Here is a 13,793-nt window from a genome sequence, read left to right on the forward strand (position 1 = left end):
TGAAGCCACAGGTTCGGTGTGCACCTCGTCATCGTTGCAGGCAGCATCAGCCGGTGGCAAAGAGCGGCAGACATCACCTATGGGCGACTACCCCACTGCTACTGGCGCGTGATTATTCGGCCGCGTCCGCAGTTGTTCGGCCGCGTGGGTTGTTCAGCAGAGTGTCCAGTAGTGGTTCCGTCGTGGTTGCTGTCCGGGGTCGATGTGTGGGGGTGGGATGAACCAGGGGAGGCGGTCCTTGATGTGGATGGTCCATTCGTTTTGGTGGATCAGATGGTGGTGATGGGCGCAGAGAAGTACGCCGTTGTCGGTGCTGGTGGTTCCGCCGTGTGACCAGGGTTGGATGTGGTGGGCTTCGGTCCAGTGCACCGGCATGGTGCAGGCGGGGAAGGCGCAGCCCTTGTCTCGGGCTATGAGGGCTTTGCGTTGCTTGGTTGTGAAGAGCCGTTGTGCGCGTCCGAGGTCGAGGATTTCGCCCTGTCCGCCGAGGACGACGGGGATGATGTCGGCGTCGCAGGCGATTTGACGGGCTGTGCGTGCGTTGATGGGCCCGGTGTATGCCAGTGATGCCCCGGCGGCGGGGGAGAAGGAGGCGCCGGTATTGGAAGTGCCGGTGGACGTACCGGTGGCTGGTAAGGAGGTGCCGGTGCGGGTTTCGATGTCGCCGAGCAGTGTCTGGTAGTCGACGGTGACGAGGACTTGGGGCCGCTGTCCGCCGGTTGCGGGGAGTTTGTCGGTGGCCAGGGCTACTTGGCAGGCTCCGACGAGTCCGTCCAGGAGCAGTTGTGCCCGGGTCCTGGTCTCGACGGGCGCCTCGTGGTCGTTGAGTCCGGGCGCGTCATCAGGTCCTGCTCCGCCACCGCTGGTACCGTCGCCGTCGCTCCCTTCGCTGCCGCTCTGGCCTCCGTCGCCGCTGGTGGGGCGTCCGGTGCGGGGGGCGGTGGCGGTGTTCATGATGGTTGTGAGGTATTCGTATTGTTCGTCGGTGGCTGCGATGTCGAGCAGGTGGAGGCCGCGTTTTTTGCCGCGGAGGAACACGCCTTGGCGGTTGGTGAGTTCCTTGTCTGTGGGTTCGGGCCCGTCGGGGTCCAGGTGGGCTTCGAAGCGGTGGATGAGTTTGGCGAGGAAGTCGGGGTCGAAGCGGGTGGCGCTGGCGGTGAGTTGGGCTTCCATCGTGTCGAGGGTGGCCGGGTTGGTGGTGAACTGTGCCCGGTCCAGGGCGCTGTTGATCATGGTGGCGGCTTTGCCGGACACTACCCCGGCGGAGACTTCGGCTGCGAGGTGCTCACAGGTGGCGGGCAACGGTTCTCCGGTGAGGGTGATGCGGGGGATCAGTTTGGAGCCGAGGCGGAGCCGGCGGTTGGCTTCGCTTCTGCTGATGCGTAGCCGGTCCCGCAGGTACTCGGCGGTGCACCGGTAAGCGGAGCGCCCACCGGAAGGACCGGACAGACCGAACGCGAAACCGACACCACCAGTGGCGGAATCGGCACCACTACCGCCGTCGTCGTCGGTGATGGTTTTGTTGATGTGGGCTGGCCTACCGCCGTCTGCGGCGCTGCTGCGATCCACCGCGGTGGCGGCGACGACCTGAAGGTACTCCACCGTCCGGGAGAGGTCTTCGATTCCGGTTGCCTGCTCGGCGAGTTGATCCTGTCCCATTCCCGGGAACGCGGCCACGAAACGCGAGGCGTAGGCGGCCAGGATCTGCAACAGGTCCCCGATCGACGGCGCGGACAAATCGGCCGGATCATCGAATTCGAAGGATGGGAGAGCACGCAATCGTTCGCCTGGAAGGGCGTCGAGTGCGGCTGTCAGGCTCATACCTCATTCTATTAGAAGACACATTCGAAAGAAAGGGGTTGTGAGTAAACAGATGAAGCCGTCATTCTCCAGGCAGTCTGCAGTCATCCATGTTTGAGTAGCAGCATGTCTTCCAGGAAATGGACCGGAGTGTGGCCGGCCGTGCATGAGGAACGTCGAGCCCTGATCGAAGATCTCGCTGGAATGAGTGAAGAGCAGTGGGCCATGCCCTCCTGGTGTCCCGGTTGGGATGTGAACGACGTCGTGGCTCATCTCGTGGATTCCGCGAAGACCACGCGTGTCAGTTTCGTCCGCCGCCTGGTGTCAGCGCGGTTCGACTTCGACCGTGATAACGCTGCTGGGGTCGCCCGCGAGCGGAGGGCGACGCCGACCGACACTCTCGCCGAGTTTCGCCGCGTACTCAATGAAACCAAAACGCCACCCGCAGCACCGGCGACCCGCTTGGTTGAGGCCATCATTCATGGTGAGGACATCAGACGCCCGCTTGGGCTCAAACGTGAGTATCCCATCGAGCACGTTGCCACAGCCCTGATGTATCAATTGCGGACCACCGTCTCAATGGGAGGCGGCAAACAGCGGGCGGCAGCATCAAGAATCGTGGCGACTGACTCCGACGTCGACTTCGGTACCGGAGCTGAGGTGCGAGGATCAACACTCTCACTCCTCCTTGCTGTGTCGGGCCGTCCGGTTGACCGTGCCGAGTTCAGTGGCGAGGGCGCCGCGGCTTTCATCCAGTAAGCCCGGTAATAAGAACCGGGTGCGTCACAATGGATAGGCGGATCTTCCGCCCTCTTTCAGAACCGCCCACTCCCACGACAAGGTTCGCACCATGCCTTTGACCATCCGTCGCGTCACTGCCGCCGATTACGACGACGTCCGCCGGATCACCCGGGACGCCTATCTTCACGCGGGCTACTTCAGCGACCCGGACCACCCCTACGTGCAGATTCTCTCCGATATCGAGCACCGGGCCGAACACGCAGAGGTATGGGTAGGGGAGGAGGGCGGCGTCGTCGTCGGTTCCTTTGCCATCACGTTCGAGGGCCAGCGCTACACGGACATCGCGCTGGCGGGGGAGTTGGAGTTCCGCATGCTCGCAGTGGATCCGTCAGTTCAGCGCGGCGGTATCGGGCGACGGATGGTCGAGTGGATCATCGATTATGCCCGAGCCCTGGACGACATCGATGCCGTGAGCCTGACCAGTGGCTCGGACATGGTGCGGGCACATCGGTTGTACGAATCCCTCGGGTTCGAGCGTGTGCCAGGCCGTGACTGGTGGGTACGCGACGAAAACATCCAGCTCTGGGTCTTCAGGCTTGCGCTGCAACCGGACAGGACTGTCACCTCCCGCCCGTAGACTAGAACCCGAAACCCAGCCATTCTGAAATACGAACGATCGTGGAGAAACATGCCCGAGATCACCCGTGAGGACGTCGCGCATCTGGCACGGCTTGCCCACATCGACATGACCGGCGAGGAGCTTGACCGCATGACCGGTGAGCTCTCCGTCATTGTCGACTCCATCAAGACGGTCAGCGAAGTTGCCGGTGAGGACGTTCCCGCAACCAGCCATCCCATCCCGCTGAGCAACGTCTACCGCGATGACGTCATCGGTGAAACGCTCACCAACGAGGAAGCCCTCAGTGGCGCTCCCGACAACGCAGCCGGCCGCTTCAAGGTCCCCGCAATCCTGGACGAGGAGTAGAAATGACCGATCTCACCAGGCTCAGCGCTGCCCAGCTCGCCGCCAAGCTTTCCTCCCGTGAGGTGTCGGCAGTGGAAGCTGTCCAGGCTCACCTCGACCGCATCGGCGAAGTCGATCCGGCGATCAACGCGTTCCTTCACGTCAACACTGATGAAGCACTCCGCGTGGCATCCGAGGTGGACAAGGAGCGGTCTCTTGGCGACGCTATGCACCCGCTCGCGGGCGTCCCCATCGCCGTCAAGGACCTCATCGTCACCAAGGGCCAGCCCACCACGGCCGGCTCCAAAATCCTCGAGGGCTGGCACAGCCCGTATGACGCCACCGTTGTCCGCAGGCTCCGCGATGCGAAGATGCCGATCCTCGGCAAGACCAACCTTGACGAATTCGCCATGGGCTCCTCCACCGAGCACTCGGCTTACGGGCCCACCCGTAACCCCTGGGACCTCGACCGCATCCCCGGCGGCTCCGGCGGTGGATCAGCTGCAGCTGTCGCCGCCTTCGAAGCGCCGCTCGCGCTTGGAACCGATACCGGCGGTTCCATCCGCCAGCCCGGCGCAGTCACCGGAACCGTCGGCGTCAAGCCGACCTACGGCGGCGTGTCCCGTTATGGCGCCATCGCCATGGCTTCTTCCCTGGACCAGATCGGCCCGGTCACGCGAACAGTGCTCGACGCCGCACTTCTCCACGAGGTCATCGGCGGCCATGATCCACACGACTCCACCTCACTGACAGACCCGGTCGGCGCGCTCGTCGAGGCTGCAAGCAACGCTGACGTCAAGGGCATGCGCATCGGCGTCATCAAGGAACTGCAGGGCGAGGGCTACCAGGACGGCGTCCAGGCACGCTTCACCGACGCACTGGACCTGCTGCGCCAGGCGGGTGCCGACGTCGTCGAGGTGTCCTGCCCCAACTTCAAGTACGCGCTGGGCGCCTACTACCTGATCATGCCTTCTGAGGCATCGAGCAACCTTGCCAAGTACGACGGCGTGCGCTTCGGTCTGCGTGTAGTGCCCGACGGCGCTCCCACCATTGAACGCGTCATGGGCGCCACCCGCGCAGCCGGCTTCGGAGACGAAGTAAAGCGCCGCATCATCCTCGGCACCTACGCGCTGAGCGCCGGCTACTACGACGCCTACTACGGCTCGGCACAGAAAGTCCGCACCCTGATCCAGCGGGACTTCGACGCCGCGTTCACCCAGGCAGACGTTCTCATCTCGCCCACCGCCCCGACCACAGCCTTCAAGCTGGGGGAGAAGCTGGACGATCCGCTCGCCATGTACCTGAACGACGTCGCCACCATCCCTGCGAACATGGCCGGCGTTCCGGGCATCTCGGTCCCCGGCGGCCTTGCCGACGGACTGCCGGTGGGCATCCAGTTCCTCGCCCCTGCGCGCCAGGATGCACGGCTTTACCGGGCAGGCGCTGCACTGGAAGCGCTGCTCGAAGACACCTGGGGCGGACCCTTGCTGGCACAGGCACCCGAGATCGCTGGAGTGAAGTAAATGACTGCTGCAACCGCCGAAATCCTGTCCTTCGACGAGGCCATGGAGAAGTTCGATCCTGTCCTCGGATTCGAGGTTCACGTTGAACTGAATACCCGAACCAAGATGTTCTCTTCAGCGCCGAACGCCTTCGGAGATACACCCAACACCAACGTCACACCGGTGGACCTCGGCCTCCCCGGGGTTCTGCCCGTCATCAACCGGGTGGCGGTGGAGTCATCCATCAAGATTGGCCTGGCACTGGGCTGCAAGATCGCCGAAAAATGCCACTTCGCGCGGAAGAACTATTTCTACCCGGACACCCCGAAGAACTTCCAGACCTCGCAGTATGACGAGCCGATCGCCTACGACGGCTCCATCGACATCGAGCTTGCTGACGGCACCGTGTTCACCATCGAGATCGAACGCGCCCACATGGAGGAGGACGCCGGCAAGCTGACCCACATGGGCGGCGCCACCGGACGCATCCAGGGCGCGGAGTTCTCGCTCGTCGACTACAACCGTGCGGGCGTTCCCCTCGTGGAAATCGTCACCAAGCCGATCGTCGGCGTTGGCGAGCGCGCGCCGGAACTGGCCAAGGCCTACGTGGCAGCCATCCGCGAAATCGTGAAGAACCTCGGCGTTTCAGACGCAAAAATGGAACGCGGCAATGTCCGCTGCGATGCCAACGTCTCCCTCAAGCCCAAGGGCCAGGAGAAGTTCGGCACCCGCACCGAGACAAAGAACGTGAACTCGCTGCGTGCCGTTGAGCACGCCGTCCGGTACGAGATCCAGCGTCATGCCGCAGTGCTCGACGGCGGCGGCACCATCACGCAGGAAACCCGCCACTGGCACGAGGACACACGGTCGACGACGGCTGGACGCCCCAAATCCGACGCCGACGACTACCGCTACTTCCCCGAACCGGACCTGGTCCCGGTAGTTACCGACGACGCCTGGATCGAAAAGCTCCGCAGTGAACTTCCCGAACCTCCCGCCGCGCGCCGCAAGCGCCTGCAGGCTGACTGGGGCTACTCGGATGCGGAATTCCGCGACGTGGTGAACGCCGGTGTCATGGACGCGATCGAGGAGACCATCGCTGCGGGCGTCAAGCCGGCCACAGCGCGCAAGTGGTGGATGGGCGAAATTTCCCGCCGTGCCAAGGTCTCGGATGTCGAACCCGCTGAGTTGGGGGTCACGCCAGGCCTGATCGTTGAACTGCAGGGCCTCATCGATGCCGGCAAGATCAACGACAAGCTGTCCCGCGAGGTGCTCGACGGTGTCCTCGCCGGTGAAGGCACACCCACCGAAGTGGTTGCGCAGCGTGGGCTGGAGGTCGTGTCCGACGACGGCGCCCTCCTGGAAGCGATCGACGGCGCCCTCGCTGCACAGCCTGACGTCGCCGAAAAGATCCGCGGCGGAAAACTGCAGGCAGTCGGAGCAATTGTGGGCGGGGTCATGAAGGCCACCCGCGGCCAGGCAGACGCCGGCCGGGTCCGCCAGCTCATCCTCGAACGCCTCGGGGTTGAGGGTTAGCCGGCGGGGTCGAGGGTTGGCCGGCGGGGTCGACGCTAGCCAGTCGAAGGCTAGGCAGCGCAGAGTGAGCTAACCGGACATGATCGGGAGCAACCCGGACGGAGGTGCGCGGTATTCCGCTCACTTTCGTCCGGGTTGCTCGTCCCGGAGCGTCCCGGAGCGTCCAGGTTGCTCCGTTCACGAGTGAGGAAGCCATGGCCACAATGCCGGCAGCAGAGGTGGACGTCACCTCGGCGCTGGTCATGCGCCTGCTCGCTGACCAGCACCCCGATCTCGCCCACCTGCCGCTCGTAGAGGTCGCTCACGGCTGGGATAACGTGATCTTCCGGCTCGGTGACGACCTCGCCGTCCGCCTCCCACGGCGGCAGGCGGCAGCCGAACTCATCCGCAACGAACAGCATTGGCTGCCGGAACTGAGCCCGGGCCTCGCAACGGTCATGCCGGTTCCGGTGCGAACGGGCACGCCGTCGTCGTACTTTCCCTGGTACTGGACCATCACGCGCTGGCTGGACGGAACGCTGGCGGCGGACGTCGAACCAGCGCGCAGGTCCGCCGCGGCCACCGACCTGGCACAGTTTGTACTAGCTTTCCACCGCGCGGCACCGGCTGACGCCCCACAAAACAGGGTCCGCGGAGTTCCACTGTCCACACGGAGCGCGGCTGTGGAGGAGCGTATTGCCGCAGCCGGACTATCCCGGGAACTGCTCGACCTCTGGCGGATCCTGCGGGACCAACCCGGGTGGACCGGACCGCCGCTGTGGCTGCACGGCGACCTGCACGCAGCAAACCTCGTCCTGAACCCGCAGGGCAGACTCGCCGGCGTCCTCGACTTCGGCGACCTCACTTCTGGAGATCCAGCCACGGACCTCGCCGCCGCCTGGCTCGTCTTCAACCGCACCGGCAGGCGTACGTTCATCGGAACGGTCACCAGGGAACGGCCAGTAGACGCCGCCACCTGGCAGCGCGCACGGGGCTGGGCGCTCTGCATCGCCACAGCCATGGCCGCCACCTCCGATGACAATCCCGTCTTCCACACCATGGGCACGCGCATCCTGGACGACGTATTGACCGACGACGTATTGACTGACGACGTACTGACCGACGAAGGGCACACCGGATGAACTGGACACACGTCTCCCGGGTCCAGACCGAGGGTGACAACCACGTCATGGAAGACGCCTGCGGCTTCCGCGCCAACGCCGTCTGGATGATCGACGGCGCAACATCCCTGCTGGACGAACTTGACCTGCCGGGTGCCTCGAACCCGTCCTGGTATGCGCAGGTACTCGGGCTGGCGCTGGCGGAAAGCGCCGGGCCGCGGGATCCCCGTGCCGTGCTGGCCGCCGCGCTGGCGACGGTGGACGAGCTCGGCCACCGGTTGGTGGGACCGGAGTCCCAGCGTTTCCCCAGCGCCGCGGTCTCGCTCGTCACAGCCGACGACGACGGCGCCCTGTCGGTCCTCAGCCTCGCCGACTGCCACGTGGTCGCGGCGCTCAACGACGGGGAAGTAAGGCACGTGGGGCAAGCGTTGGACGGATCGTCGTCGCTTGATGAGTTGCGCAGGGCGCGGCTGGCGCGAAACACACCGGAGGGGGTCTGGGTTGCGCGCCGCGAACCGGCAGCAGCCCAGCACGCCCGGCTGGTCACGCTGGAGCCGGCGCATAAGGTGGTGCTGGCGTCCGACGGCGCGTGGCGGGCCGTGGATCTCGGTCTGGTCAGCGGGCCGGCGGATTTCCTTGAGGCGGTACAGACTCCGATGGGCGCGCAGGAGCTTATGCTGATGCTGCGGACCACACAGGATGAGATCGGCGAATCGGCCGATGACGCCTCAGTCCTGTGCGTCGCACTGGCGTAGCGTCAATGAAGCGGAAGGGAGCGCAATGACTGAGACAGCAGACGTTGTGATCATTGGCGGTGGTATCGCGGGACTTTCGCTCGCTGCTGCGCTGACATCGGACCAGCGGGCCCACTTGAGGGTCATCCTCGTCGAGGCGGAACATTCCCTCGCCTATCACACCTCCTCGCGGTCGGCCCGGCAGCTCATCCCCAGTTACGGGCCCGAAGTAATCCAGCAGCTGACCGCACGTACGCTTCACCTCATCCGGGAAGCGGAGGATGACCTTCCCGCGCCGGTGCTCACTCCGCGCAGTTTCATGCTGATCGGCTCGGAGGACGACGTCGTTTCCAGAGCCAGCGGCTCAATGCAACGCCTGCCATGGGAGGAGGCGGTGCGGCTCTGTCCGCAGATCGCGCCGGCCGCCCAGGAGCAGGGTTACAGTTCCGCCGGACTCGACACCACAGCGGTCGGCTGCAACACCGACGTCCTGCTGGAACACCACCGGTCAGCAGCGGAGTCCGGCGGTATCAGCATCGTGACCGGCGCGCGCGTCCACTCGGTCCAGCGGCTCCGGACGGCCTGGGAAGTCGGTGCCGGTTCGCAGGCGGTGCACGCCGCCGTCGTCGTCAATGCGGCAGGCGCCTGGGCCGATGAACTGGCTGTCCTCTCCGGTGTGGCTACGCAGGGCGTGCGGCCCTACCGACGGACGGCAGCGGTTGTCGCCGCGGACAATATTCCCGCTCCCGATTCGCCGATGGTTGCTGCCGCGGATGACACCTTCTACTTCCGGAGGGACGACGACGGTCTCCTCATCTCGCCTGCCGAAACAGTCCCGAGCGTGCCGGAGGATGCACAACCGCGTCCCGAGGACCTCGAGGCGCTGATTTCCCGGCTTGGTTCCCTGACCACTCTCGGAATCGGCAGCGTGAGGCGGGCCTGGACAGGCTTACGTACCCAGGTAGCCGACGGTCTACCGGTCGTCGGGTTCGATCCGGAGGCTGAGGGGTTCTTCTGGCTGGCGGGCCAGGGCGGCTACGGGTTCCAGACGTCGTCGGCCATTGCTGAACTGTCAGCCGGGCTCATTACGGGGACTGGAGCCGGTTCCGCCGCCGGCCAGTCCTTCGCAACATCGCTTGCAGCCGGAAGATGAATCAGGAACCCTGAGCACCCCGGTGAGACCGGCGGGTCTAAAGTAAAAGCATGAAGGTTGAAGAAACGCCGCTCCCCGGAATCGGCGTGCGCAAGGACATTGTGACGGCGTCAGGCCGCCGGATCGGCACCGTCACCCAGCGCGACGGCGAGACGGAGCTGATCGTGTCCCGCGCCGATGATCCCGATGCATGTCTGGCATCCATCCCGTTGACCGCCGAGGAGGCTTCCGCGCTGGGCAACCTGCTCGGATCGCATGAGATCGTGGCGCAGTTGACGGAAGACCACAGGGATCTGCCCGGCGTGAATACGCGGCAGTTCCTCATCGACGTGGACTCCCCGTATGACGGGCGCAAGCTCGGCGACACGAAAATGCGCACACGCACCAGCGTCTCGCTGGTTGCGGTCCTGAGGCGGGGCCAGGTGCAGGCTTCGCCCACACCGGATTTCATGTTGGCTGCGGGCGACTTGCTGGTGGCCGTAGGAACCTCCGAAGGGCTCGACGCCGCGGCCGAGATTCTTAGCGGCGGCTGAGCCGCCCGTGGAGAATCACAGCGCGCTGGTCCTCATTGAGCTCGGAGCGGTTTTCCTTGGCCTCGGTATCCTCGGAAGGCTCGCCGGACGGATCGGTCTCTCGCCGATCCCGCTCTACCTGATCGGAGGGCTGTTCTTCGGGCAGGGCGGTTTCGTCGAGCTCGACGGGCTGGAAGAGTTCAGCCAGATCGCAAGCGAGATCGGCGTCATTCTCCTGCTGCTGCTGCTCGGCCTCGAATATACGGCCGGCGAACTGGTGACCGGCCTCAAACAGTCCTGGATGGCGGGAGTCCTGGATATCCTGCTGAACTTCCTGCCCGGCGCAATCATTGCGCTGGTGCTTGGATGGGGCGGTGTCGGAGCGCTGGTCCTCGGGGGAGTGACCTACATTTCGTCGTCGGGCATCGTCGCCAAGGTACTCACGGATCTTGGGCGGCTCGGAAACCGGGAGACCCCGGTCATACTGTCGCTGCTGGTTTTCGAGGACCTCGCGATGGCCATTTACCTTCCCATCCTCACCACGGTGCTTGCGGGAGTCAGCTTCGCCGGCGGGCTTCAGGCAGTCGGCATCTCGCTGGTGGTGGTCACCATAGTGCTCGTGATAGCTCTCCGCTTCGGCAGAACCGTCTCGGCCATCGTTGACTCGAAGGACCGCGAGGTGTTCCTGCTGACACTGATCGGCGGAGCGCTGCTAGTCGCGGGCCTGGCGGCGGCGATGCAGGTGTCAGCCGCCGTCGGGGCCTTCCTGCTCGGCATTGCGATCTCCGGAGCGACTGCCACGAACGCCACCCGCCTCCTGGAACCGCTGCGCGATCTGTTTGCAGCCATCTTCTTTGTGGTGTTCGGGCTGAATACCGATCCCTCGACCATCCCGCCGGTGCTGGGCTACGCGTTGCTCCTCGCAGCCATCACGGCGGTGACAAAAGTGGCCACCGGCTGGTGGGCGGCCAAACGGCAGGGTGTCGGCCGGCTGGGCCGTGCCCGTGCGGGCGCGGCACTGATCGCACGCGGCGAGTTTTCCATTGTGATCGCCGGTCTTGCCGTGGCGTCCGGAGCCATCACGGACGAGCTGGCTGCACTGGCCACGGCCTATGTGCTGCTGATGGCCATCCTCGGGCCCATTGCCGCCCGGCTGGCGGAACCAGCCATGCGGCTGGTCCTGCGCATGGCGCCGCAGTCCGCATAAAACCCCGGTAAATCGCCGCAGCCCGTGTGAGACCCCGTGGTGAGACCCGAAAAACACACGGTGTCATTGCGGTGTCCGAATGATTGCGTTTTACGTCCCAAAACAGCAGGCGAGCAACCGGCAATTCTCCCGCCCGTAACGGTTGCGCGCCGATGGGTTGCAGGCCGGATCTTCTGCGGAAGCGCGGCCCTACGATGATCGCACCTACTCCTTTGAAAGGTGGTGCATCATGCACACACTCCGTGCGCTATTGGCCAGCCTGCTCCTTATTGTCGGGTTCGGACTGGTAGCGCCATCCCCAGCCTCTGCGGCTCCCTACTGCGGAATCACCTGGGGCTCACTGGCGAAGACCAGCACGGCCTATACGGGTTCGCCAATGGTCAACGCAAGGGCCGGGCGCCATGCCTGCTTCGACCGGCTCGTCATCGATGTTCGCGGCAAGGGTGCCGGCTACCTGATCAGGTACACCAGCGCCGTCGTCGGAACCTCCGGCCTGACCACTCCGCTGCGCGGTGGGGCGGATATCCAGGTAACCGTCAACGCACCAGCACATGACTCGCGCTACAACGCAACCTACCGCCCCGCCGTCCGGTCGGAAGCGGTCAATGTTGCCGGGTTCACGACCTTCCGGCAGGTCGCCTACGTGGACAGCTTCGAGAGCCGCACGACCTTTGGCCTCGGCGTTCGCGCCCGCCTTCCATTCCGGGTCTTCACACTCGACGGGCCGGGAGCCTCATCCCGGCTGGTCATCGATGTGGCCCATCGCTGGTAGGGGAATCCGCCCCCAACCCCAACCGGTGTAAGGAGTCACATAATGGCGCTTTGAGTTACTCAAAGCGCCATTACCTACGCCCCCGGCCGATGGTGGGCTGAAAGTTAGGCGAGCGGCTCGCCCAGTACGCGGTCGACGGCGGCAAGTACGGACCCAGCCTCAACCAGCTTCCGCACCGCCTCGATTTCAGGCGCGAGATACCGGTCCGTCCCCGGACCCTCCACCACCTCCCGGAGAGCAGCGCGCGCCGCGTGAATGGCGGGAGAACTGCACGAGGTGCCGACGCCGCCGTCGCGCATGTCCAGCGCGCGGGCCGCGGTCAGCAGCTCGATCGCCACCACCCGCGTCAGTCCGTCCAGCGCACGCCGCAGCTTCAGTCCGGCAGACCACCCCATCGACACGTGGTCTTCCTGCATTGCGGAGGACGGGATGGAGTCGACGGAGGCCGGGACCGCCAGGCGCTTGAGTTCGGACACGATACCGGCCTGGGTGTACTGGGCGATCATGTGGCCGGAGTCAACACCCGGATCGTGAGCCAGAAAGGGGTTCAGGCCGTGGTTGCGGCTCTTGTCGAGAAACCGGTCGGTGCGGCGTTCGCTCATGGACGCAAGGTCTGCGACGGCGATCGCGAGGAAGTCCAGCGCGTAACCGATCGGTGCGCCGTGGAAGTTGCCGTTCGACTCAACCCGCCCGTCAACCGTCACCACCGGATTGTCGATTGCTGACCCAAGCTCGATCGCCGCGACAGACTCGACATGCGCCAGCGTTGCCCGAGCGGCACCATGAACCTGCGGTGCGCACCGCAGCGAGTACGCGTCCTGCACCCGCGTGAACCGGTGCGCCTTGCGCTCGTCCGAGGCGTGTTCGCCGATGAGGCGTGACCCGGAAAGCACGCGACGGATGTTCGCCGCGGAAGTAACCTGTCCCGGGTGCGGCCGAAGCTGGTGCAGGTCCTCGGCGAAGACGCTGTCGGTTCCCAGCAGGCCCTCCACGCTCATCGCCGCGGCGAGGTCAACGGTACGCAGCAGCCGGTGCAGATCCGCGGAGGCGAGAACGAGCATACCCAGCATGCCGTCGGTGCCGTTGATGAGGGCGAGGCCCTCCTTCTCGCGCAGTTCGACGGGGGCGATGCCGGCGGCACTGAGCGCCTCAGCGGCGGGCAGCAGCGCGCCGTCGTCGTTCCTTACTTCGCCCTCGCCCATGAGGGCCAGCGCCACGTGGGACAGGGGAGCGAGATCGCCGGAGCAGCCCAGCGAACCATATTCGCCGATCACGGGAGTGATGCCCGCGTTCAGCAGGTCCGCGTAGGTCTGCGCGACGACCGGCCGCACGCCCGTCCGGCCGGTGGCCATGGTGGATAACCGGCCCAGCATCAGCCCGCGCACTATCTCACGGTCCACCTCCGCGCCCGACGACGCCGCGTGGCTGCGGATGAGGCTGCGCTGCAGATGCGTGCGCTCCTGGACGGGAATGTGCTTGGTCGCCAGCGCGCCGAAGCCTGTGGACACGCCGTAGTGCGGTGTCGGATCGTCGATGAGGGCATCGATCACCGAGCGGCTGGCCTGCATGGCGGACAGTGAGTCCCTGCCGAGCTCCACCCGCGCACCGTGCCGCGCTACGGCAACAACCTCTGCCGGCGCCAGTGCGCCTAAACCGATGCTGACGATTGTGCCGATCTTTTCGTCTGGCATGACCTGTCCTTTTCTCGTCCCGCAATCGCCTGCTCTTGCCAACAGATGAAATGAGCGTTTCAATAAGTGAAATACATATTC

13 protein-coding genes are annotated in these 13,793 nt (G+C 65.1%); 11 read left to right on the forward strand and 2 right to left on the reverse strand.

The window, feature by feature from the left end; all coding sequences use genetic code 11:
* Window positions 1-153: 153 nt before the first annotated feature.
* Window positions 154-1,821 (reverse strand): HNH endonuclease signature motif containing protein, encoded by a 1,668-nt coding sequence (locus tag JOD47_RS13920; protein ID WP_204535097.1) that lies wholly within the window; start codon window positions 1,819-1,821, stop codon window positions 154-156.
* Window positions 1,822-1,926: 105 nt separating this feature from the next.
* Here JOD47_RS13920 and JOD47_RS13925 point away from each other — a divergent pair, with 105 nt between their 5' ends.
* From JOD47_RS13925 to JOD47_RS13975, 11 genes are all read left to right on the forward strand, one after another.
* A complete protein-coding gene (locus tag JOD47_RS13925; RefSeq protein WP_204535099.1) occupies window positions 1,927-2,559 on the forward strand; it encodes a maleylpyruvate isomerase family mycothiol-dependent enzyme in 633 nt (210 codons plus the stop codon).
* 91 nt (window positions 2,560-2,650) lie between these two features.
* A complete protein-coding gene (locus JOD47_RS13930) occupies window positions 2,651-3,178 on the forward strand; it encodes a GNAT family N-acetyltransferase (protein WP_204535101.1) in 528 nt (175 codons plus the stop codon).
* Window positions 3,179-3,229: 51 nt separating this feature from the next.
* Window positions 3,230-3,526, forward strand: coding sequence for an Asp-tRNA(Asn)/Glu-tRNA(Gln) amidotransferase subunit GatC (gene gatC, locus JOD47_RS13935; protein ID WP_056548619.1), 297 nt, complete (start codon window positions 3,230-3,232; stop codon window positions 3,524-3,526).
* Window positions 3,527-3,528: 2 nt separating this feature from the next.
* On the forward strand, window positions 3,529-5,028 hold the full coding sequence (gatA, locus tag JOD47_RS13940) for an Asp-tRNA(Asn)/Glu-tRNA(Gln) amidotransferase subunit GatA (RefSeq protein ID WP_204535103.1): 1,500 nt from the start codon (window positions 3,529-3,531) through the stop codon (window positions 5,026-5,028).
* The gene (gatB, locus tag JOD47_RS13945; protein WP_204535106.1) at window positions 5,029-6,543 is read left to right on the forward strand and encodes an Asp-tRNA(Asn)/Glu-tRNA(Gln) amidotransferase subunit GatB; all 1,515 of its coding nucleotides are present in this window, start codon (window positions 5,029-5,031) and stop codon (window positions 6,541-6,543) included. It begins immediately after the preceding gene.
* 194 nt (window positions 6,544-6,737) lie between these two features.
* A complete protein-coding gene (locus tag JOD47_RS13950; protein WP_204535108.1) occupies window positions 6,738-7,664 on the forward strand; it encodes an aminoglycoside phosphotransferase family protein in 927 nt (308 codons plus the stop codon).
* On the forward strand, window positions 7,661-8,398 hold the full coding sequence (locus JOD47_RS13955) for a protein phosphatase 2C domain-containing protein (RefSeq protein ID WP_204535110.1): 738 nt from the start codon (window positions 7,661-7,663) through the stop codon (window positions 8,396-8,398). Before JOD47_RS13950 ends, JOD47_RS13955 begins: the two co-directional genes overlap by 4 nt.
* Before the next feature lie 25 nt (window positions 8,399-8,423).
* Complete coding sequence (locus JOD47_RS13960) at window positions 8,424-9,530, forward strand: NAD(P)/FAD-dependent oxidoreductase (RefSeq protein ID WP_204535112.1); 1,107 nt, start codon at window positions 8,424-8,426, stop codon at window positions 9,528-9,530.
* A 50-nt stretch (window positions 9,531-9,580) separates the two neighbouring features.
* Entirely contained in the window at window positions 9,581-10,063 is a 483-nt protein-coding gene (locus JOD47_RS13965) for a cation:proton antiporter regulatory subunit (RefSeq protein ID WP_204535113.1), read from the forward strand.
* Window positions 10,064-10,070: 7 nt separating this feature from the next.
* Window positions 10,071-11,249 (forward strand): cation:proton antiporter, encoded by a 1,179-nt coding sequence (locus JOD47_RS13970; RefSeq protein WP_204535115.1) that lies wholly within the window; start codon window positions 10,071-10,073, stop codon window positions 11,247-11,249.
* Window positions 11,250-11,478: 229 nt separating this feature from the next.
* Window positions 11,479-12,021 (forward strand): AMIN-like domain-containing (lipo)protein, encoded by a 543-nt coding sequence (locus JOD47_RS13975; RefSeq protein WP_204535117.1) that lies wholly within the window; start codon window positions 11,479-11,481, stop codon window positions 12,019-12,021.
* Between the two features lie 104 nt (window positions 12,022-12,125).
* On the opposite strand, the gene hutH is transcribed toward JOD47_RS13975, so the two are convergent.
* Window positions 12,126-13,712 carry a histidine ammonia-lyase gene (hutH, locus tag JOD47_RS13980; protein WP_204535119.1) on the reverse strand — a complete coding sequence of 529 codons (1,587 nt, stop codon included), beginning with the start codon at window positions 13,710-13,712 and terminating at the stop codon, window positions 12,126-12,128.
* Between the last annotated feature and the right edge of the window lie 81 nt (window positions 13,713-13,793).

Origin of the sequence: Arthrobacter tumbae (assembly GCF_016907495.1) — a bacterium.
Lineage (GTDB): Bacteria > Actinomycetota > Actinomycetes > Actinomycetales > Micrococcaceae > Arthrobacter_D > Arthrobacter_D tumbae.